Source organism: Bacillus toyonensis BCT-7112 (assembly GCF_000496285.1).
Taxonomy (GTDB): Bacteria; Bacillota; Bacilli; order Bacillales; family Bacillaceae_G; genus Bacillus_A; species Bacillus_A toyonensis.
The window spans coordinates 4,602,698-4,621,409 of the sequence record NC_022781.1 but is presented as its reverse complement, the minus strand read 5'-3'; the positions used below and the strand labels follow the sequence as shown (position 1 = coordinate 4,621,409).

Here is an 18,712-nt window from a genome sequence, read left to right as displayed (position 1 = left end):
GTTTAAAGAAAATACCTCAAAGAGCAACTTTGTTCTTTGAGGTATTTTTTAATAACTATAATAAAAGATAACAAACTCCTAATTATTCCCCAAGTACCTTCTCAATCTCAACCTCTAAATCAACTGGCTTCGTTTGCGGCGCAAAACGCCCTACTACTTTCCCATCTTTTCCAATTAAAAACTTCGTAAAATTCCATTTCACTGCTTTCATACCGAGTAAACCTGGCGCTTGTTCTGTCATGTATGTATACAGAGGATGAGCCTTATCACCTTTCACATCAACCTTTGCAAACATCGGGAAGTTTACACCGTAGTTTAATTCACAAAAACTAGTAATGTCCGCTTCTGTACCTGGTTCTTGTCCTCCAAATTGGTTACAAGGGAAACCGAGTATTTCTAGTCCTTGGTCTTTATATTTATCATATACTTCTTGTAATCCTTTATACTGTGGTGTAAATCCACATTTACTAGCTACATTTACAATAAGAAGTGCTTTTCCTTCGTAATCTTTTAACGATTTATCTTCACCTGTTATTGTTTTAGCTGAAAAATCATAAACTGTCATTGTTCCTACCCCTCTCTATACTATTATTCTATGTTTATACTATACTACATTCGTGAATATACAGCTTCTATTACATACTTACACACCGAAATGATAGCGCTTTATTTATGTTCGAAAATTCGACACAAACTACTAGACTTTTAGAATGGAAAGTTTTACAATTGAATTGTGAACAAAATGTGACAGTTTATATTCTATTATAATAGAAAAGGATGGTGTTTATTATGAAAACTGCACAACCTGAAACGATTTCAAATCGCGAGTTTTATTTCGTACTATATATGATGTTATTGTATGTTACTGGTTGGGTAATCGATGTAAATGGTTTATTCTTAAGCTCCTACTTTAATTTAGCAGGAGAGATTACGCTTCCAATCGTTGGTGGCATTGTTGGACTGTTCGTTATGTCTATCAATAAAGAACAAACGAAATAACAACACTTTAAAAAGGCAGAAGACGAGCTTTCGTTTTCTGCCTTTTTCTATTTTAGCGTATAATAGAAACATACAGTAACTAAGGAGTGGTAACGATGAAAAAAGTAGAGCAGTTATCTTCACACCTATATCTTATTGATGATTTTGATTTACAACATAATGAACGAACTGGTACGTATGTTTTATTAGGTGACGATATTACTTTAATTGAAACTTGTGCAGCCCCTTCTCTTCCGTATATTTTAGACGGCTTACAACAATTACATATTGATTTAAACGATGTAAAAAACATTATCGTAACACACGTTCATTTAGATCACGCTGGGGCAGCTGGTTTAATGATGGAAAAGTGCCCAAATGCTACTTTATATGTGCATTCTCGCGGTGCTCGTCATATGATTGATCCAACAAAACTAATTTTAGGCGCAAAAGCTGTATACAAGGATGATTTCGACAAACTTTTCGATCCAATTCTTCCTATAGAAGAAGAACGCGTTCATATTGTACAACATGATGATACGTTAAAAATTGCAGAAGACCGCATCCTTACATTTTATGATACACCTGGACATGCAAAACACCATATTAGCATTCATGATTCATTAACAAACGGCATTTTTACTGGTGATACAATTGGAATTTATTATAGAGAGCTTGCAGACCTTGATGTAGAGTTATATTTACCATCAACGTCCCCTTCGCAATTTCAGCCCGATGCGATGATTGCCTCTAAAAATCATATTCAAAGTATGAATGTAGATACTATTTATTTCGGTCATTACGGCGTTTCATCCAATGTTACAGAAGTATATAACCAACTAGAACATTGGTTACCTATTTTCGTTCATACTGGTAAAGAGGTCTTTGAAAAGTATAATGATTTCGATGAGGCTACTAAAGCATTACAAACTTTATTAATGGATAAAATCTCTTCTCACCTTACAAAATTAAACGTCCCATCCGATCATTCCGTTTATAACATTTTACATCTAGATATAGAAATTAGTGCGATGGGTATTATTGATTATTTCACGAAGCAAGAAAAAACAAATTCCACTATTTAATAACAGTAAAAGAAGAGATATACAACAGTAGTTATTGTATATCTCTTCTTTGAATATATTTTTAGTAAAGGATGGTGGAATGGAATGCAAAAAGTAATGCTATACCTCTGCTTTACATTATTTATCGTCTTATTATTATTTGTTGGAGTAAAAATTCAATTTTATTTAGATACAGACGCGCAGGTGAACTTTAACGTTTATCCAAGATTATTCTACTTTACACTCTTCCCTCTTATAGTTGGTATTTTATTACGGTTCCTTCAATCTATTAATTACGCAACGAGTAAACAAAACTGGAGCTTTCAGCCGGATAAATTTATTGCTATTACAGTGCCTACACTATTCATTTCCTTTTCCCCTGCATTACTCTTTTCACCACTTGGCGAATACTTACCTTATTTAGCTAATATAATTCTTATAAATACAACTTTTGTTACGATTATTAGTTTAATAGCTGGTTATTCACTATTAGATTGTTTTATACAAAAAGATACTGCAAATATGAAAAAATATAATTGATGACCAATTTTTAAGTGTTGCTGATTAGGACATTTTTTTATAAGTGCGCTATTATTTGTAAAAATCGCCATAAATGAAAAGGGGAATTCTGTTAAAATAAAGTTGTTCGTATATTATGTCAAAATGCATTTTAACCAAGGAGATTTATTATGTATAAATTAGGGGCTTTCTCTTTTCTAACGGTTATCGCAAGTATATTTTCTTTCTTTATCCTTAGAGGACCTAATGCGAATTTAACGTTAATTATTGTGACTCTAAGTATACTTTCATTACTCGGTATTATTTTTGCAATCGCATCAAAAAATTGGTTATTCGGAATAATTGGTACTGCATTAAATGGCGTAATATTATTAGTTGTATACTTCCTATTGCTAGCAAAAGGCATAGGTGGTTAATAAATTTACGTTTCAATAAGAAAAGCTCAGAGCTTAGACTCTGAGCTTTTTTACTTATCTCACCTTTTCATCTACATACTCCATAAACTGCTCGGCTTTAATAAATCTTTCTTTGTACGCCTCAGGAACTTCTTCTACTGTTATCCCGCCACTCGATTTCGTTTTTACTAACACAGTTTGATGTGACATTAATGCCTCCATATATTGTTCATATTCTTCAGGAGTTAGTACTTCTTTACTAGATTTATGGCCATTTAATTTATCAAAATACGGATGAAGCTCCATTACTACCTTTTTCAATTCCTCTTTTTTAGCTGGTGATAATTGATCATAATCAATATTACCGTTCGAATCTCCGTACGCAAGCTTTGCATTTGTTAGTTTCTTTAGTTCTTTTGTAAACTCTTCATATTCTTTCGCACCCATTTCATCTTTCGCTTCTGATAATTTTGCATTAAAACGTATATACGCTTCTAACGTCATCGCTCCGGCATGTTTTTTAAAATTCTCAAAAGATCCGTATATACCATCCGCCATAATAGATTGATACGCAAAACCAGTCGTCGGGATTAAAAGAGCTGCTGCAAGCACTCCTGCAATAAGGTGCTTCTTCCTTTTACTCCCCCCGCGATTCATTGTTATTTGCACGATTACTTTTTCTTTTAACTCCGGCGGGGCAACAATACCCTTTGCTTCTTCTTGTATAGTTTCCCTAACTCTACAGTCTAAACTCATTTCACATTCCCTACCTCTCCTAAAAATATTTCTTCTACTTGCTCTTTTTGACGTAGTTTTTTTAATGCCGCGTGAATTCTAGATTTCACAGTACCAATTGGAATATGTAATATTTGTGCTACTTCTTCTTGTGAATAATCGTGTAAATATCTTAAGATAATAACTTGTTTCAATTTATACGGTAATTTATGAATAAGTTCGATTAGTTCTTGGTTTGATATTTTACTTACCAGATCGTTAGAAAAATCAATTTGTACTGGTTTTCTTTGCTCTTCTGCTTTTTTTACAATTCGTAGTCGCATCCACCTCTTTCTTCTATAAGAGTGAATTTGTTTAATCGCGAGTCCAATTAGCCAAGGACGAAATGGCTTCTCGCTATCATACTTACGAAGCGATTCATATAGTTGTATGTATACTTCTTGAACGACATCATCTACATCTGTTTTATCGTCTAGTAAAAAATGTGCTGTCTTATATACTTCTTGAATCGTTACATCATACAACTCGCTATACGCTTCTTTATTTCCTGATAAAGTTAATTGAATTAAATCTGTACACACTGTTTCACCTTTCATATACCATCCCCCCTTTGTCTTACACTTTATATTGGCAAGTAATTCATATTTCGTTCGATTTTTTAAAGTTTTTTATATAAATTAATATAATGATTCCCTGAGTTCATAAGCTTCACTTATAACCTTGCATAACTATTATATAATTTTCCAATTTCTAATGACGCTTTAAAATGATTTATATAGTCAAATTTAGGAGGATATATGATGAAAGCTATCGTTGTAACGTCGTTCGGTGGTCCGGAAGTGATGAAATATACTGATGTTGATATGCCGACTATTTCAGACAATCAGGTGTTAATTCGTGTTGTTGCTACTAGTGTTAATTTTGCCGATATTAAATCACGTTATGGCAAAAAAGGAAATAAGACATTCCCTTTTATTCCAGGGATAGATGCCACCGGTATTGTAGAACGAGTCGGTTCTCAAGTTAAAAATATTCATCCTGGACAGCGTGTCATTGCTTTTCCTCAAAATGGATCTTACGCAGAATATATTGTTGCAAATGAAAATCTTACTTTCGTTTTACCTGATGAAGTTAATTTCCAAACTGCAGCCGCTTGCCCTATCATATCTTTTACAAGCTATAATTTACTCGCAAATGTTGCTAGGCTTCAACAAGGTGAATCTGTACTCATTCATGCAGCTGCTGGCGGAATTGGCACTACTGCTATTCAACTTGCAAAACTATTAGGGGCTGAAAAAGTTATCGGTACTGTCGGAAGTGAAGCAAAAAAAGAAATTGCTTTAGACGCTGGAGCTGATTATGTTATATGTCATCAAGATGAAGATTTTGTAGAGAAGGTCAATGAGCTGACAAATGGCCAAGGGGTTGATGTAATTTTAGATTCTATTTCTGGAACGGTTTCGGAAAGTAGTTTAAAATGTCTTGCTTATTACGGACGCCTCGTTCATTTCGGCAATGCGAGCGGTGAAATTGGCAATTTCAAAACGAAAGACTTACACGCAAGTTGCCGTTCTATACTCGGATTCAGCTTCGGCACTACACGGAAAAAACGTCCTGAATTACTCCAAGAAACTGCAAATGAAGTTTTCCGTTATTTACGTGATGGAAGTTTGCAAATTAAGGCTACAAAATCTTTTCCCTTTATAGATGCAGGGAAAGCACATGAATGGGTCGAAAGTAGAAAAAGTACAGGGAAAGTAATACTAAACGTTCAGTCCCCTTCCTGAAATGAATACTTGAAACAGAGGTGGCATTCATGGGATCAAGAATTATGCATGTGATTATCGCTAACGGTATTGCTGAGAAATTATGTATTCAAGATAAAACTTCTTTCTTACTTGGAGCTGTAGCCCCTGATGCTGTTCATTCAAAAAAAGAAAAAGGCACCTCACATTTTTATGCCGGTACAACGAAGAACTATACGAGAAGAATAGATTATGATTCATTTATTCATAAATATGAAGCACATATAGATTCCCCATTTATTTTAGGCTATTACACCCACCTCATTGCCGACGATAATTGGCTACAAGGCTTTTTTCTACCTTGGCTAAAAAATAGAATAGAAAATGACGAAACTATCGCACCTATGTACTATAACGATTTTAAATTGTTAAATGCAAAGTTGCTTCATCATTACGAAAAAGAACAACAGCTATTCTCTCTTCTTAATCAAGAGGCTCACATTGTGGATATCGCAGAAGTTTCTAAAGGAAATGTTTTAGCTTTTCGAACATACCTTTTTGAAGATATGTTGTATCCAGAGCAACATTTGCATGAAGAATTACAGGTGTTCACGTTTAATCAAATTGTCGGTTATATTGAAACCGCTATTGAGAAAGGCGCTTTTTATATCGAACAACTGTCGAATAAAAAGTCCACTTCAAATATTTAATCCCCCTCATTTTATACGAGGGGGATTTTTCCATAACATCATTATTTGTTCTTTTCCATAACCGCAAAATAATTCCCTTCACTATCAGCAAAGTTAAACACTTTACCAGAAGGCATAGTTACCATTTCGCCAACTGTAACATTTTTATTTGTTAAATCTGTATATAATTGATCAAGATTTTCTGAGAAGAACATTAAGGATGGTGTACCAAGATTCAATTCTGGGCTCATTTTCGAAATAACTTCTTTATTATGTAGTATGATACTCGTTTCTGCATCTTGAGTTGGAGCGATTTCAATCCATCTCATCCCTTGCTTGTTATCTTCCTCTGCTACTACATGAAACCCTACCTTTTCCGTCCAAAAATTTACTGCCTCATCTTGATTATTTACATATAACATAATTTGTCCGACTTTATGAATCATTTGTATTCCTCCTAATGGTTTTTATATTCTATGTAGGTTTCTACAAGTGCTATTGTTATTCCTTTTGAGTTGATATGTACTTCTTTACAAAATTTATCGACTTACTCGTTCACTACTTTACCAATGAACAAAATAAGACGTAACTACAAATAGTTACGTCTTTCCCATTATTTATCTAGGCTTTTTCTTCCCAGTAAATGCTGGTTTCTTTTTCTTCGGTGCTTTCGGTTTCGTTTCTACAAATGATCCGTTGAACATTTCTTGCTTCGTAAACACAATACCTAATTTTTTCGCAAATTGAAGTAATTTACGCTCTTCTTGTTCTGTTACAAGAGACACGACCGTTCCTTCTTTGCCCATACGTCCAGTACGTCCTGAGCGGTGAATGTATTGGTCTACAGTGTCAGGTAACTCTAAATGAATTACATGTGTTAAATCATCAATATCTATTCCACGTGCTGCAATATCAGTAGCAAGTAGAATTTCTAATTTTCCGCCGCGGAAAGCACGCATCGTCGCTTCACGTTCTTGCTTACTTGCCTCTGCATGAAGAGCTGCTGCTTTCATTTTACGGAATTTCAATTTCTGAGTAATTTCATCTAAACGGAATGGGTCATTTAAGAAAGCAACTGCTTTTACATCGCCCATATGCATAATTCTTCTTACGTAATCATTTTTTTCGCGTCGCTCACAAATGATATACGTATGCTCAACTAAGCTTTTTGACTCTGCACGTGTTACACGTACTAATTGTGGTTCAACTGCTAAATCACGTGCTGCATCTTCTGCTGCTTTTGTCATTGTCGCTGAGAAGAATACTAATTGACGATCGCGCATCGTTGATTTAATTACATCCTGTGCAGCACCCATCATCTTTTGTTTCACTATTTGATCGAACTCATCAAATACAATCGTTTTCACTTCATGCATCTTTAGCTTTTTCATACGAATTAATTCTAAAATACGTCCTGGTGAACCAACAATTACTTTCGGGTGTTTCTTCAATTTTTCCACTTGGCGCTTAATATCTGCACCACCAATTAAAGATGCACCTGAAATATCAGTTCCTGCTGTAAATTTTTGAACCTCTTCATGAATTTGCATGACAAGTTCACGCGTTGGAGCTAAAATAACAACTTGTGGCTGTTTTACTTCAGGATTAATTTTATGTAAAAGTGGTAATAAGTACGCTAATGTTTTTCCTGTTCCAGTTGGAGATTCAGCTATAACGTCTTGTCCTTCTAAAATAGTTGGAATCGCTTGTTTTTGAATTTCAGTTAATTCTTTAAAACCAGCCTTCTCCCAAGCTTGTTGTAAAAATGGTTGCATATCTTTTATCATTTGTTTTTCTCCTTTATCTCTATTTTTGAAGAAAATGCTGTATTGTTCGCACCGTTTCTATCATGTGTGAAATAACAGCTATTAAATCATCAACATGGTCTTCTGTAATCGCTTTTTGAAATAGAACCTCTACCTTATTATGATATGAAATCGCTTGCTTATTATATTCGTATGAAACTTTTTGCATAATCATTCTTTCTTTTCCCCATATAGAACGCATGAAAGTTTCAATTTCTTCGCATACTCCTTCTGGCTGTTCTATCGGGAATGAAAATGCTAACTTCATTTCACATCCTGGTGTAAACTGAGGCACTTCTAGTATTTCACCAGACAAGTTCTTTGCATCCACAGATAATGAAAATGTCGCTTCTACTAATGGTTCGAACGGTTCTGTTAACTGAAACGAGATATGATATATACGACTTAATGAAGCAAGGTCCATCATATCTTTTCGATCTGTTACAAGAATATCACCATGTAAGTCAAAATCATAAACAGCACCTTCTACGATTACTTTTAAATTGTCAAAAGCAGTTGGATCAAACATAATTTCCTCCAAAAAACAGGCGCCTTTCGATGGAAAGGCGCCACTTGATGTATATATAGTTTACAGATAAACGAGATGAATTACAACCTTTTAGAATAAACCTACTGCTTTTCCATCTTCATTTACATCCATTTGCAGTGCCGCTGGTTGTTTTGGAAGACCTGGCATAGTTAACATTGTTCCTGTTAATGCAACGATAAACCCTGCACCGATAGATGGTTTTAATTCACGAATTGTTACGATAAAGTCAGATGGACGACCTAACTTTGTTGCATCGTCAGAAAGAGAGTATTGTGTTTTCGCCATACAAATTGGTAGGTTACTCCAATCTTCTCCTTCGTATTGAGCTAATTGCTTACGTGCTTTCGGAGCAAAATCAATATCTTTTGCGCCATATACTTTTTGAGCAATTGTACGAATTTTTTCTTCTAATGGTAATTCTAATTCATAAAGTGGCGCGTAGTTATTTTCACCTTTTTCGATCTCTTTTAGTACTTTTTCAGCAAGGTCAACTCCACCTTGGCCACCCTTCTCCCAAACTTCTGTTAAGGATACTGCATAGCCACGCTCATTGCACCATTCTTGTAAGTATGTAACTTCTGCATCTGTATCTGTAATGAATTTATTAATTGCAATTACGAAAGGTACACCGAAGCTTTGAATTGTTTCAACATGCTTCTGTAAGTTCTCCATACCTTTTGCTAATGCATCTACATTTTCTTCTTTTAATCGATCTTTTGCTATGCCGCCATGCATTTTAAGCGCACGAATAGTCGCAACAATAACAACTGCTTCTGGTTTAATGCCAGCTGCACGAGCTTTAATATCTAAAAACTTCTCTGCGCCTAAATCTGCGCCGAATCCAGCTTCTGTAATAACATAATCACCTAATTTTGCTGCCATTGTTGTAGCGATAACACTGTTACAACCGTGAGCGATATTCGCAAATGGTCCGCCATGAATGATAGCTGGTGTATTTTCTAACGTTTGTACTAAGTTTGGTTTTAATGCGTCTTTTAGTAGTAATGTTAACGCACCTTCTACACCTAAATCTTTAACCGTTACAGGTTGATTTGCAAAGTTATAAGCAACTACGATGCGAGATAAACGTGCTTTTAAATCTTGAATATCCGTTGCAAGACAGAATACGGCCATAATTTCAGATGCTACTGTAATATCAAAACCGTCTTCACGTGGTACACCTTGAACTGGTCCACCAAGACCAATTACGACGTTACGAAGGGCACGATCATTTAAGTCAACACAGCGTTTCCAAACGATTTTACGCGTATCAATTCCAAGTGTGTTTCCTTGTTGGATATGATTATCAATAAACGCCGCTAACGCGTTATTCGCAGTTGTAATTGCGTGAATATCTCCAGTAAAGTGAAGGTTAATGTCTTCCATTGGTACAACCTGTGAAAAACCACCACCTGCTGCTCCGCCTTTTAGTCCCATCGTTGGTCCAAGAGATGGTTCGCGAAGTGCAATTACTGTTTTCTTACCAATTTTATTAAAAGCTTGACCTAAACCAACTGTTACTGTTGATTTACCTTCTCCAGCTGGAGTTGGGTTAATCGCTGTTACTAAAACAACTTTACCGTCTTTCTCATCCTGTAAGCGCTTAAAAATATCAAGAGATAACTTACCTTTATAATGCCCGTATGGCTCTAATTCATCTTCTAAAATATTTAAATCGGCTGCAATTTCTTGAATCTTCTTCATACTCGCTTCTTGTGCGATTTCAATATCGGATTTAACTGTTGTAGTAGTTGTCATATACCCTAGTCCCCCTTTAATTGGTTCTGATGATATTGTATCAGTTTTTTGTATTTTCTGCACTTATTTACCTCCTAAAAATTCTTTCATTTCTTTATACGTTTTTTAACATAAATACCCATAAGAATGTTAAGGATTGTTGTAACTCTGTAGGTAGTTGACCTAGCATCTTCTCATTTACTCCGCGCTTATATACACCAATGCCATCTACAGCTTCAAAACCTTGTTCTTTCGCTAACTGTTCAAATTCCCAAGGCATCATCGTATTACAAACAACGTCTTTGCCGTATAAACGAGGATAACTGTTCTCTCGAGGTTTTGCTGTCGGTCCTAAAATTGCAATACATGCGTATCCATCTTTCTTTAAAACACGTTTTATTTCATTTAATGCTTGTAATGGATTCTCAGTCCATTCTAAAGAGTTAATGGCCATAATCGCTTTAAATTGTTCATTTTCAAATGGTAAAGTGGAAAGATCTCCTTTCACAAAAGATAAATTTGAATCTTCCCCACGTTCTTTACCTTTTTGAATCATAATTTCCGATAAATCTACTCCAACTGCTTTATAGCCAACGCAACTTAATTTATATGTACCGTATCCATCACCACAGCCAACATCTAACACTTGAGCTTCTTTCTCCACGTACTGTTCAAAAAATGGAATAATTGTACTCCTGCTCCCGCTATCCCACATTTCCTGACTATTTTTATTCCAATATTCCGCACTACTATCCCACTTCTTCTCTGCTGATTCATGCCAATTGAATTTCTTCATACATTCCCCTACCTTCACGTATTATCATTCAATTCATTCTACATCATTTTCCAAAATCCCTGTTTATCTTCATAAGGAGATAGAGTGAAACTTTAATTAGTGGCGGTTTTATTCGTTCCCACTGATTATTAGCCCACACCAATCGAGCTTTTACAGGCAACCCGGCTCCTACATAACTTCTTTACTCTAGCCGAATTTTGAAATAGAAGTTTTACTGCCCGCAAATAGCGGGATAAGTAAGATAACAACGAAATCTATTTTCTCCATTTTTTGCTTTACTTGGGTTTAACTCATACTCATGCTCTTCTCATTTTGAAAGATACTATAGATACACCCAATTGAAAGAGGGGGATGTACATGCGAAGAAAGAGAAATCATCATTTTAAAAGTGGTGAAAAACACGAAGAGTATGCAGCTGAAATATCTCCAGCCGGCATTCCAATTAGACATGAGCGCAAAGAAATTGCAAATGAAATAGAAGGTACAAATACCGGAGCAATGATAGGCTATGTCGCATTATTTCTTTCGTTATTCTCAATTGCTTTTTATCCAGTTACACTTGGTTCTCTTGCGATTTTAGTTGGTTTATTAGCTGTTAATTTCGGAGCAAGAACACTTGGATATACAGCAATTGGTTTTGGTAGTTTTTCTGTTTTATTTACTTTACTTTATCCGCTTGCTTTGTCAGCGTTTTAAAAAAACACACCAAGTTATACTTGGTGTGTTCATTCATGATACAACATAATATGACCGCATCCACAACAGTGCTTTGCTGTAATTTCTTGAAAGACCGGATAATTCTCTTCATCCCTATGTTCAATAAATACTTTTTCAAATCGATACATGTTTGGCGCATATGCCCAATCTTGTTTCGTACGAGCGTACAACGTTGAGGAAAAAAACTCCTCACCACCGCAAACGATGCATGTATTCTTCATCACTACCCCTCCTATGCTTGTCTTACTTCATCTATATGAACACAAGCATAAAAAAAAGACCTTCTATTACTAGAAAGTCTTTTCTGAAACAAAAAGAAATGTACCAAACATCCCTACTCCGCTATATTCTTTCGTAACACCAGCTTCTGTTTTAAACGTTTGCTTTACAGTCATAAAGAATACACCATTTCGTGCATCTGTACTTTCAAATTGTAGCTTTTCTTTTTTACCATCTACATTTTGTGTGCATTCAAAACTACTCTCATCACATTTCAACGCATACTTATCCTCTACATACGAATTAAAATCTGATTCTTTCGGACACGTAATAAGCAATATCGCCACGAGAATAATACTTACAATACCCACAATTGTATAATATTTCTTCATTTGTTCTCCTTTCAAATGACAAGAAAACTTGACTTCATGCGCCAAGTTTTCTTAGTCAACAACCCATTGCCACTCTTGTTCTTTCTTATCAAAAATGAGCCAACCTGTTTCTGTTGCTTCCTCTTTCAATTCATCGATATTATCTAGCACCTCATCCGTACTTTCATACGAACCAACTACATATACCGGAATTTCAAGACCTCTTCTTGACTCAATTTTCCCTGCTAAATCAATATAAAGACCATCTTCCATTAATGGAATAAGCCCCATAATCACTTCTTTTGAAATTGCTGGGAAAATTTTTGATTTTTGGAAGAAAGAAAAACGTTTCTTACCGAAAGCACCGAGTTTATAAGGAATGACTTTACTTAACATTCCAACAAAATCAGCAATTCTACGGTAATATACTTTGTTGTACCAACCGTCATCATGTGAAAAATAAACAAATCTATTTTTCAACAACGGAAAGAATGTTCTTGCAAGTGGTTCTTTTTTGTGAGCCAAATATAACAGTTCTGCAATTTCTTTTGGCTCTAATTCATCTAAATCGCTTGGATCATCAAAATCTACCCAACAAAATTCATCAAATTCATCAATCTCTGCTTGAATTAGCTTATGTATATTTTCTTCCTCAACATATTCAAATAAAGTATGATAATGAAAATCCGTCCATTCAAAGTTATGCTTCAAAAGCAAAACTTGATGAAGCGGTGAAGGGATGTTACTTGCAAACTCTTTAAACGTAATTCCTGATGTAATAAAACAATGACCTCGACGATTACCATTAATATATATCATATTCTTTACTTGGTCAGATCCTCCAGACAAAGCACCTAGCCACCTTCGTTTTATATGTTTCAATTCTATAGCATATTTTAACATGAAAAATTTTAGAAACATAGAAAAAACTTCAAAAACTATTTACAATTTCATGTGTTTTATTACATAGTGATTACAAGAAAAAACGCCTGCTCATAAGCAGGCGTTTTTAAAGGATTTCATCCGGGTTTTGAGAATGATGATTTCCCTCTTTCTTTTCATCTTTTTGGAACATCGATTGAATTTTATCAATTGTTTGTGGAGCTAATTCAATCATTTTTTCTGCTAAATGTGTCGCATTTTGTAAATGAAGAATATTTACTCCATCTTTATTCACCACAAGAAATGCTACTGGTGTAATAGAAACACCACCCGCGCTACCGCCACCAAATGCAGGGTTACCGTTCGCTCTTTGTCCATCATTCGTTTGGAAATCAGAACCTCCTGCTCCAAAACCGAACGCTACTTTAGAAACCGTTAACACCACACCACCGTCAGCCGTTTGAACAGGCTCTCCAACAATCGTATTCACATCGACCATTTCTTTTAAATTTTCCATTGCCGCTTTCATTAACCCTTGAATTGGATGATCCACCGTTCATAACCTCCTTTGTCATATCTTTCCTAGTTTTTCCGAAAGTTTGTGAACTAAACATAAAATTTTATATTGATTTCAAAAAACTTAAGTTGTAATATTTAGAAAAATAAAAAAGAGGTAGATTCGTTATGATGCGAAAATTAACAAAGAAAGATCATGAACAAGTATTCGCTTACCTAAAAGAAGAAGCAGCCATTAACTTATTTATTATTGGAGATATTGAAGCTTTCGGTTATGATACAGATTTTCAAGAATTATGGGGAGTATTTGAAGAGAACGGAACATTAAAATCGATTTTACTTCGCTTTCACGATACATTTATACCGTATAGTAAAGAAGAGTTTGTGGTTACTGACTATGAGGCACTTCTTTCCGCATATAAGCCGCTTAAACTCTCTGGCAAGTCAACTATTGTAGAAAGATTTGAAACTGCTCCAAGTGTACAACTAGGCGCCAAAAATGAAATGTATTTTTGCGAATGCCAAGATGACAACAACTTACCTAGCACACCAATTCATAAAACAATTAAACTTGCCTCACTCGATGATATAGAACGAATTATGAAATTACGAAGTGACATCGCTGAATTCCCGACTGCAAATGAATCTGAAAAAATGTTAAGGCAAGCTATCGAAACAAATACAGGACGTACATATTATATTGAAAAAGACGGTGCAATCATCGCATCCGCCTCAACTTCCGCTGAAAATTCATTATCCGCTATGGTAGGACAGGCGAGTTAATTCACCCGAGGCAGGACAAGCCTCACAAGGTCAAGCTGAATGGTTATCTATGACAGAAACAATATTCTCACAAGAGACCACTTTCTAGGTTACTCACAAGTAGCCTATGGAGGTGGTCTTTTTGTGCGTACTCAAGGGGGGGGAAACTAAATGGCACTACTTAGATTTATGATTAAGGATTACCTAGAGGATAAAGAACTCAGTGGACTAGCTCCTAGGACAATACAGAGCTACGGAGATACACTCAATGAGTTTTCTCGCTGGCTCGTTGCTGAGAAGGAGATCATTAACATCGAGGATATTACTCCACCAGTTATAAAGGGCTACCTCCTCTACTGTTCCAAGGAGAGAGGAAACACAGTGGTCACTCGTAATGGTAAGCTCCAGCACTTGAAGACATTCTTTAGGTACCTAGAGGATGAGGACATTATAGAGATCCGCAGCAACCCCACTAACAAGATTAAGCCGGCTAAGACGGACAAGACCATCAAGGTTTACTCCGATGAACAGATAAAGCAGATGCTTAGATACTACAGGAGGATGCGCTCTCGAGAAAACACGTTGTACAGCTACAGAGGTCATACCGTGATAGTCGTCCTCGCGGGTACAGGCATAAGACTAGGCGAGCTGGTATCCATGAGGTGGGATTCCGTAGATCTACTCAATAAGACTATCACTATCTTCGGGAAGAATCGTAAGAGCCTGTCTACTCCGTTAACGGATAAGGTAGCTCGGGAGTTGTACGAGTGGAGATTATTCTGCGTGAAGTACTACATTAAGTTGCCTGCTCATGTGTTTAATGACCACAGAGGTAACCCACTCACAGTGAACGCTGTCAAGTTAATGTTCACCAGGCTGTCAGTTCGTATGGGATTCAAAACTACAGCTCACATGTTTAGACATACCTATGCGAGTAACTGCTTGAGAGCTGGAATGGACATATACACCTTGAGTAAGTTGATGCACCACTCCCAGATAAGAACTACTGAGGTTTACCTACATGCTTTCGGTAACTCGTTAGCTGAATCCAACGATAAGTATAACCCTCTCAATAGGTTCGACCTATAAGTAAACACAAAAGAGCCCTGCTCTAGTTTGGCGGCCAGACAGGACTCTTTCACAAAATAACTATGGAGCTATTTGCTTATATTGTACTACCCTAAGATACACTCTGCAAGTAGCTCCTATTAAGGAGAATATACAATATGAAGGAACTACGAAAATATCAATCTTTTAATTCAATTCATGAGATGGACAATTCTATTAGTGAATACCTGTCAGTGTACAAACTTAAAGAGTCAGAATACACAGTACTATGGAAGCTTGCTTGTTACTCATGCAAATTCATAGGAGTCAGCTACCTTAAAGTAGACTCTTTATCTGATCTCACAGGTTACTCTAAACGCACTATACAGCGTGCTCTAAAGGTTTTATCTGAGCTAGGAATTATTACTCGTATCAATCAATTTAAGCCTGTTAAAGGTGGCTATAGCGCTTCAATAACAGTGATCAATCCCTATGAGAGTCACCTTGCTAAGTCACCTTGTGAGGAAGCTGTAGAGCCTACTCCTGAGTGCACTGAGAAGTCTCCGTCTCATACAGATACAATTACTTACAAAACTAAAATCTCTAAAGATAATACATACGTAGACGAGTTAAGCATAGATCACTTAGTAGCTGCTGGTGTTCCTACTGAGTTCGCTAGCTTGGCTATCTCCTACTTTGATGCAACTAAGGTTTACAAACTGTGGGGTCGTGTTCAATTGGCTGCTCGAAAGTATGCACCTGATTTAGTTGATACTGCAGAGGTGGCCATCTCAGGGTTACGAGCTAGTGTGCTTGCTAGCAAGGCTAAACGTGTACGTGATTTCAATGGTTACTTCTATGGAGTTCTGGCTCAGAAATTATCTACTGCTCAGCGATCTCTTAAGTGCAAACTATTCAACTTTCTTCAGTAGCATTACTCTAGGTAATAATCCCTCCTATCTGGTTGTTGTCCTATAGCTCTTTAACACAGGAGATATCTCTATTTAGCTATGCCCGATTGGTTACCAGGGTGGCATTGCATCTGGTTCTTGTACGATTATCCAATTTAGGATAGTCCTGAGTAGGTTGTACCTGCAGAGCAGGCAACTGATTAGGTATATGCTCGATTGAATGCCATATGATGTAAAATAACATCTCCATTTTTGAATCACTCCATAAAAAAAGCTCCAGATTCTCCTGTGCGGAGTTTTATTAGTACCCTTATTACGTTCGCACCTAAACAAGTTATACCATTTGTAATGAGCTTGTACGAACTCTAAAGAGTTTTACACTTATTCGAGCTTTCTTTGGTAACCAAAAAGAGGTAGCTAACATAATTGGCTGTAAGGATAAACTGTGAGGAAAAGAAAGGGATTTAAAAAAGTTTTCAAAAAGTATTGACGGTTCTAGAACTTTTAATTAATATGTAATTAAGCCACTCAGGGAATGAGGTGAACATAGCAATTGGAAAGTAAGCAACAAAAGTTTTACGGTAAAGTCAAAGACTTTTACGAGCTGGAGACCATCGAGGATGCTAAGAGGTTTTATACAGCTTTTAATCAACTCAACAAGATCAACACTGTAGATAAAGCTAATAAGATCGATAAAATGTTAACTCGTATGTATGCTGGTAAGAAGTTAACTGACTAACCTAAAACTACACAAAACAAAATAGCCCTACTCGGTAGTTATACTTTGGCGAGTATACCGAACAAGGCTACGCAATTCAGTCGAACCTATAAGGCTCTTTCCTCCCTATAGTATCACGAGCAGGAATAGCTGTAAAGGTTCGACCTCATAGGAGGCGAATAAGTTGAAACTCAAAGAGTGGGTTACGTCAACCTTGGTAGCTGGCGGCAGCATAAGCTTTCTTTACGCAGCTGGTTACATCGTTTCACTCATGATTGTACACCTGTAAGTATTACCTATCTCGTGTAAACAAATAAAAACTAAAGGGAGAGATTTTTTATGACAACAAATACTATTCAACCAACTAATTTAGATATCGCTATGGAGGAGATCGACACTTTAGTGTCCAACTTCCAAGACTCACTATCTCGTATCACTAATAAAGCTTGCAAAGTAGATACATTCCAACTAGGCCTTACGTATGTAGTTATCTTACGAGCTGGCAAAATCTCTAAAACTCTTAGTTTTAATTTAAACGAAATAACTGAGGAGAACTTTTAACTCATGAAGTAATAACCCTCGAGCCGACTCTCATTGAGTCGGCTCTTTTGCTTTCTTCCTCGGGGTTACCATTACGGTAATTGAAATTATAGTTTGTGCACTCGTTGAAACCAATTAGATAACTCTTGAGTTTGCTGTTTATCTAACACAAACCCCTTACTCATCCCCTTCGATTCAATTTCAATAGCGAGATGGTCATCTCTCATAGGACGAACTCTCAATAAATCTCCTCCACGATCAAACACCTCAGCCATCTCTCCATTACTTAAGATTCTCACAAACTCACGAGCTCTTCCAATCGAGAATATACAATGGACATAACGTTTGTATTCATCCTTAATTGTAAAATACATTGAACCTACGATAAACTCTACTTCTAGCGTTTGCCTTGAAATATCTTTGTATTTCAGCATAGGTATCATCTTATCACCACCTTCCAAATCTGATTATAGAGTAGTCAATCTAGAAATAAAATACCTTTTGTAAAGCTGGCTTACTGTGGTAATACCCAGGTGTTACGACTATGCATTTTCTCTGTAAGGTTACATCCGAAAAGTTATAAAAAAAGAGATAGCATATTCTTTAAGTGATATTTTCTCACTCAGGAACGCTACCTCGGTGTTTACTTTCTAGATATTAAAGAGTACTAACATAGCGAATGCTCCGTATAGTACAACCCATAGCAGAATCATCACTCTAAGTTTAAACTCCGTGTCTTCCTTCCTCATCGGCATTCATTCCTCACTCGTATACCTCTTGGTATAATTCATCGTATTCAGCTACTGAGATAAACTTCATGTCTAGTCCTACCATCTCAGTGTAATTCGTATTATATAGTTGGCTATAGAAGTCATAGACAAACTGGAGCTGGTCAGATACTTTCCCCTTAGCGCACTTAGAGAGGTGCTTCCTTTTCAGGACTTTCTCCCCAGCTTCTTCTCCCTTAAACTTAACTTTCACAGTATACAATACATGTAGTTTATCCATACGAGACT

At 36.2% G+C, this 18,712-nt stretch carries 25 protein-coding genes and 1 pseudogene; 12 read left to right on the top strand and 14 right to left on the bottom strand.

Annotated features, from left to right (window positions below; translation table 11 throughout):
- Window positions 1-82: 82 nt before the first annotated feature.
- Window positions 83-565: a glutathione peroxidase gene (gene bsaA / locus BTOYO_RS23610; RefSeq protein ID WP_000219426.1), complete on the bottom strand. Its 483-nt coding sequence runs from the start codon at window positions 563-565 to the stop codon at window positions 83-85.
- Between the two features lie 224 nt (window positions 566-789).
- Here bsaA and BTOYO_RS23605 point away from each other — a divergent pair, with 224 nt between their 5' ends.
- The 4 genes from BTOYO_RS23605 (at window position 790) to BTOYO_RS23590 (ending at window position 2,977) form a co-directional block, all read left to right on the top strand.
- The gene (locus BTOYO_RS23605; RefSeq protein ID WP_000844989.1) at window positions 790-999 is read left to right on the top strand and encodes a DUF3925 family protein; all 210 of its coding nucleotides are present in this window, start codon (window positions 790-792) and stop codon (window positions 997-999) included.
- Between the two features lie 95 nt (window positions 1,000-1,094).
- Complete coding sequence (locus BTOYO_RS23600) at window positions 1,095-2,063, top strand: MBL fold metallo-hydrolase (protein WP_000754962.1); 969 nt, start codon at window positions 1,095-1,097, stop codon at window positions 2,061-2,063.
- A gap of 84 nt (window positions 2,064-2,147) precedes the next feature.
- Window positions 2,148-2,582: a hypothetical protein gene (locus BTOYO_RS23595; RefSeq protein WP_001174537.1), complete on the top strand. Its 435-nt coding sequence runs from the start codon at window positions 2,148-2,150 to the stop codon at window positions 2,580-2,582.
- Between the two features lie 149 nt (window positions 2,583-2,731).
- Complete coding sequence (locus tag BTOYO_RS23590) at window positions 2,732-2,977, top strand: hypothetical protein (protein ID WP_000277249.1); 246 nt, start codon at window positions 2,732-2,734, stop codon at window positions 2,975-2,977.
- Window positions 2,978-3,031: 54 nt separating this feature from the next.
- Here BTOYO_RS23590 and BTOYO_RS23585 read toward each other — a convergent pair whose 3' ends face one another.
- Window positions 3,032-3,712 carry a DUF3600 domain-containing protein gene (locus tag BTOYO_RS23585; protein WP_000050707.1) on the bottom strand — a complete coding sequence of 227 codons (681 nt, stop codon included), beginning with the start codon at window positions 3,710-3,712 and terminating at the stop codon, window positions 3,032-3,034.
- Window positions 3,709-4,287 carry a sigma-70 family RNA polymerase sigma factor gene (locus BTOYO_RS23580; RefSeq protein WP_000675626.1) on the bottom strand — a complete coding sequence of 193 codons (579 nt, stop codon included), beginning with the start codon at window positions 4,285-4,287 and terminating at the stop codon, window positions 3,709-3,711. Before BTOYO_RS23580 ends, BTOYO_RS23585 begins: the two co-directional genes overlap by 4 nt.
- A 204-nt stretch (window positions 4,288-4,491) precedes the next feature.
- Between BTOYO_RS23580 and BTOYO_RS23575 the strand changes: the two genes are divergently transcribed.
- Entirely contained in the window at window positions 4,492-5,478 is a 987-nt protein-coding gene (locus BTOYO_RS23575; protein ID WP_000644648.1) for a quinone oxidoreductase family protein, read from the top strand.
- A 29-nt stretch (window positions 5,479-5,507) separates the two neighbouring features.
- Window positions 5,508-6,146, top strand: a complete 639-nt coding sequence (locus BTOYO_RS23570; RefSeq protein WP_000535613.1) for a zinc dependent phospholipase C family protein — start codon at window positions 5,508-5,510, stop codon at window positions 6,144-6,146.
- A gap of 41 nt (window positions 6,147-6,187) precedes the next feature.
- Here BTOYO_RS23570 and BTOYO_RS23565 read toward each other — a convergent pair whose 3' ends face one another.
- From BTOYO_RS23565 to BTOYO_RS23545, 5 genes are all read right to left on the bottom strand, one after another.
- Window positions 6,188-6,571 (bottom strand): VOC family protein, encoded by a 384-nt coding sequence (locus BTOYO_RS23565; RefSeq protein WP_000581484.1) that lies wholly within the window; start codon window positions 6,569-6,571, stop codon window positions 6,188-6,190.
- A gap of 171 nt (window positions 6,572-6,742) precedes the next feature.
- Window positions 6,743-7,912, bottom strand: a complete 1,170-nt coding sequence (locus BTOYO_RS23560; protein WP_000588603.1) for a DEAD/DEAH box helicase — start codon at window positions 7,910-7,912, stop codon at window positions 6,743-6,745.
- 19 nt (window positions 7,913-7,931) lie between these two features.
- Window positions 7,932-8,459 carry a hypothetical protein gene (locus BTOYO_RS23555; protein ID WP_000460213.1) on the bottom strand — a complete coding sequence of 176 codons (528 nt, stop codon included), beginning with the start codon at window positions 8,457-8,459 and terminating at the stop codon, window positions 7,932-7,934.
- A gap of 90 nt (window positions 8,460-8,549) precedes the next feature.
- Entirely contained in the window at window positions 8,550-10,238 is a 1,689-nt protein-coding gene (locus BTOYO_RS23550; RefSeq protein WP_033657369.1) for a formate--tetrahydrofolate ligase, read from the bottom strand.
- 94 nt (window positions 10,239-10,332) lie between these two features.
- A complete protein-coding gene (locus tag BTOYO_RS23545) occupies window positions 10,333-11,013 on the bottom strand; it encodes a class I SAM-dependent methyltransferase (RefSeq protein WP_000714419.1) in 681 nt (226 codons plus the stop codon).
- A gap of 357 nt (window positions 11,014-11,370) precedes the next feature.
- On the opposite strand from BTOYO_RS23545, the gene BTOYO_RS23540 reads away from it, so the two are divergent.
- The gene (locus BTOYO_RS23540; protein WP_001253192.1) at window positions 11,371-11,709 is read left to right on the top strand and encodes a hypothetical protein; all 339 of its coding nucleotides are present in this window, start codon (window positions 11,371-11,373) and stop codon (window positions 11,707-11,709) included.
- Window positions 11,710-11,738: 29 nt separating this feature from the next.
- On the opposite strand, the gene BTOYO_RS23535 is transcribed toward BTOYO_RS23540, so the two are convergent.
- The 4 genes from BTOYO_RS23535 to ytfJ all read right to left on the bottom strand — a co-directional run bounded on the left by BTOYO_RS23535 (window position 11,739) and on the right by ytfJ (window position 13,755).
- Window positions 11,739-11,951 carry a hypothetical protein gene (locus BTOYO_RS23535; protein ID WP_000798747.1) on the bottom strand — a complete coding sequence of 71 codons (213 nt, stop codon included), beginning with the start codon at window positions 11,949-11,951 and terminating at the stop codon, window positions 11,739-11,741.
- A 69-nt stretch (window positions 11,952-12,020) separates the two neighbouring features.
- Window positions 12,021-12,341, bottom strand: a complete 321-nt coding sequence (locus BTOYO_RS23530) for a hypothetical protein (protein WP_000761187.1) — start codon at window positions 12,339-12,341, stop codon at window positions 12,021-12,023.
- Between the two features lie 51 nt (window positions 12,342-12,392).
- A complete protein-coding gene (locus BTOYO_RS23525; RefSeq protein WP_000014097.1) occupies window positions 12,393-13,169 on the bottom strand; it encodes a hypothetical protein in 777 nt (258 codons plus the stop codon).
- Between the two features lie 160 nt (window positions 13,170-13,329).
- Window positions 13,330-13,755 carry a GerW family sporulation protein gene (gene ytfJ, locus BTOYO_RS23520; protein WP_000349988.1) on the bottom strand — a complete coding sequence of 142 codons (426 nt, stop codon included), beginning with the start codon at window positions 13,753-13,755 and terminating at the stop codon, window positions 13,330-13,332.
- Between the two features lie 131 nt (window positions 13,756-13,886).
- Between ytfJ and BTOYO_RS23515 the strand changes: the two are divergent.
- The 5 genes and pseudogenes from BTOYO_RS23515 to BTOYO_RS23495 form a co-directional block, all read left to right on the top strand.
- Window positions 13,887-14,486: pseudogene (locus BTOYO_RS23515) on the top strand (GCN5 family acetyltransferase); the annotation flags it as partial.
- A gap of 165 nt (window positions 14,487-14,651) precedes the next feature.
- Entirely contained in the window at window positions 14,652-15,569 is a 918-nt protein-coding gene (locus tag BTOYO_RS23510) for a tyrosine-type recombinase/integrase (RefSeq protein ID WP_023441236.1), read from the top strand.
- 137 nt (window positions 15,570-15,706) lie between these two features.
- Window positions 15,707-16,459 (top strand): helix-turn-helix domain-containing protein, encoded by a 753-nt coding sequence (locus BTOYO_RS23505; protein ID WP_000661514.1) that lies wholly within the window; start codon window positions 15,707-15,709, stop codon window positions 16,457-16,459.
- Between the two features lie 532 nt (window positions 16,460-16,991).
- The gene (locus BTOYO_RS23500) at window positions 16,992-17,177 is read left to right on the top strand and encodes a hypothetical protein (protein ID WP_000444253.1); all 186 of its coding nucleotides are present in this window, start codon (window positions 16,992-16,994) and stop codon (window positions 17,175-17,177) included.
- A 318-nt stretch (window positions 17,178-17,495) separates the two neighbouring features.
- Entirely contained in the window at window positions 17,496-17,717 is a 222-nt protein-coding gene (locus BTOYO_RS23495) for a hypothetical protein (protein ID WP_000210743.1), read from the top strand.
- An 86-nt stretch (window positions 17,718-17,803) separates the two neighbouring features.
- Here BTOYO_RS23495 and BTOYO_RS23490 read toward each other — a convergent pair whose 3' ends face one another.
- Together BTOYO_RS23490 and BTOYO_RS23485 are read right to left on the bottom strand one after the other, a co-directional pair.
- Complete coding sequence (locus tag BTOYO_RS23490; protein ID WP_000612710.1) at window positions 17,804-18,139, bottom strand: hypothetical protein; 336 nt, start codon at window positions 18,137-18,139, stop codon at window positions 17,804-17,806.
- A 319-nt stretch (window positions 18,140-18,458) separates the two neighbouring features.
- Window positions 18,459-18,704: a hypothetical protein gene (locus BTOYO_RS23485; RefSeq protein WP_000359324.1), complete on the bottom strand. Its 246-nt coding sequence runs from the start codon at window positions 18,702-18,704 to the stop codon at window positions 18,459-18,461.
- Window positions 18,705-18,712: the final 8 nt, after the last annotated feature.

What these genes read in the sequence shown, in the direction of transcription:
- BTOYO_RS23595 (WP_001174537.1), top strand. Translation starts at nt 2,148, where the DNA reads ATGCAAAAAGTAATGCTATACCTCTGCTTTACATTATTTATCGTCTTA.
- BTOYO_RS23545 (WP_000714419.1), bottom strand. Translation starts at nt 11,013, where the DNA reads ATGAAGAAATTCAATTGGCATGAATCAGCAGAGAAGAAGTGGGATAGT.
- BTOYO_RS23565 (WP_000581484.1), bottom strand. Translation starts at nt 6,571, where the DNA reads ATGATTCATAAAGTCGGACAAATTATGTTATATGTAAATAATCAAGAT.
- BTOYO_RS23560 (WP_000588603.1), bottom strand. Translation starts at nt 7,912, where the DNA reads ATGATAAAAGATATGCAACCATTTTTACAACAAGCTTGGGAGAAGGCT.
- bsaA (WP_000219426.1), bottom strand. Translation starts at nt 565, where the DNA reads ATGACAGTTTATGATTTTTCAGCTAAAACAATAACAGGTGAAGATAAA.
- BTOYO_RS23555 (WP_000460213.1), bottom strand. Translation starts at nt 8,459, where the DNA reads ATGTTTGATCCAACTGCTTTTGACAATTTAAAAGTAATCGTAGAAGGT.
- BTOYO_RS23590 (WP_000277249.1), top strand. Translation starts at nt 2,732, where the DNA reads ATGTATAAATTAGGGGCTTTCTCTTTTCTAACGGTTATCGCAAGTATA.
- BTOYO_RS23580 (WP_000675626.1), bottom strand. Translation starts at nt 4,287, where the DNA reads ATGAAAGGTGAAACAGTGTGTACAGATTTAATTCAATTAACTTTATCA.
- BTOYO_RS23550 (WP_033657369.1), bottom strand. Translation starts at nt 10,238, where the DNA reads ATGACAACTACTACAACAGTTAAATCCGATATTGAAATCGCACAAGAA.
- BTOYO_RS23600 (WP_000754962.1), top strand. Translation starts at nt 1,095, where the DNA reads ATGAAAAAAGTAGAGCAGTTATCTTCACACCTATATCTTATTGATGAT.
- BTOYO_RS23540 (WP_001253192.1), top strand. Translation starts at nt 11,371, where the DNA reads ATGCGAAGAAAGAGAAATCATCATTTTAAAAGTGGTGAAAAACACGAA.
- BTOYO_RS23585 (WP_000050707.1), bottom strand. Translation starts at nt 3,712, where the DNA reads ATGAGTTTAGACTGTAGAGTTAGGGAAACTATACAAGAAGAAGCAAAG.
- BTOYO_RS23570 (WP_000535613.1), top strand. Translation starts at nt 5,508, where the DNA reads ATGGGATCAAGAATTATGCATGTGATTATCGCTAACGGTATTGCTGAG.
- BTOYO_RS23605 (WP_000844989.1), top strand. Translation starts at nt 790, where the DNA reads ATGAAAACTGCACAACCTGAAACGATTTCAAATCGCGAGTTTTATTTC.
- BTOYO_RS23575 (WP_000644648.1), top strand. Translation starts at nt 4,492, where the DNA reads ATGAAAGCTATCGTTGTAACGTCGTTCGGTGGTCCGGAAGTGATGAAA.
- BTOYO_RS23510 (WP_023441236.1), top strand. Translation starts at nt 14,652, where the DNA reads ATGGCACTACTTAGATTTATGATTAAGGATTACCTAGAGGATAAAGAA.
- BTOYO_RS23495 (WP_000210743.1), top strand. Translation starts at nt 17,496, where the DNA reads ATGACAACAAATACTATTCAACCAACTAATTTAGATATCGCTATGGAG.
- BTOYO_RS23490 (WP_000612710.1), bottom strand. Translation starts at nt 18,139, where the DNA reads ATGATACCTATGCTGAAATACAAAGATATTTCAAGGCAAACGCTAGAA.
- BTOYO_RS23535 (WP_000798747.1), bottom strand. Translation starts at nt 11,951, where the DNA reads ATGAAGAATACATGCATCGTTTGCGGTGGTGAGGAGTTTTTTTCCTCA.
- BTOYO_RS23530 (WP_000761187.1), bottom strand. Translation starts at nt 12,341, where the DNA reads ATGAAGAAATATTATACAATTGTGGGTATTGTAAGTATTATTCTCGTG.
- BTOYO_RS23505 (WP_000661514.1), top strand. Translation starts at nt 15,707, where the DNA reads ATGAAGGAACTACGAAAATATCAATCTTTTAATTCAATTCATGAGATG.
- BTOYO_RS23485 (WP_000359324.1), bottom strand. Translation starts at nt 18,704, where the DNA reads ATGGATAAACTACATGTATTGTATACTGTGAAAGTTAAGTTTAAGGGA.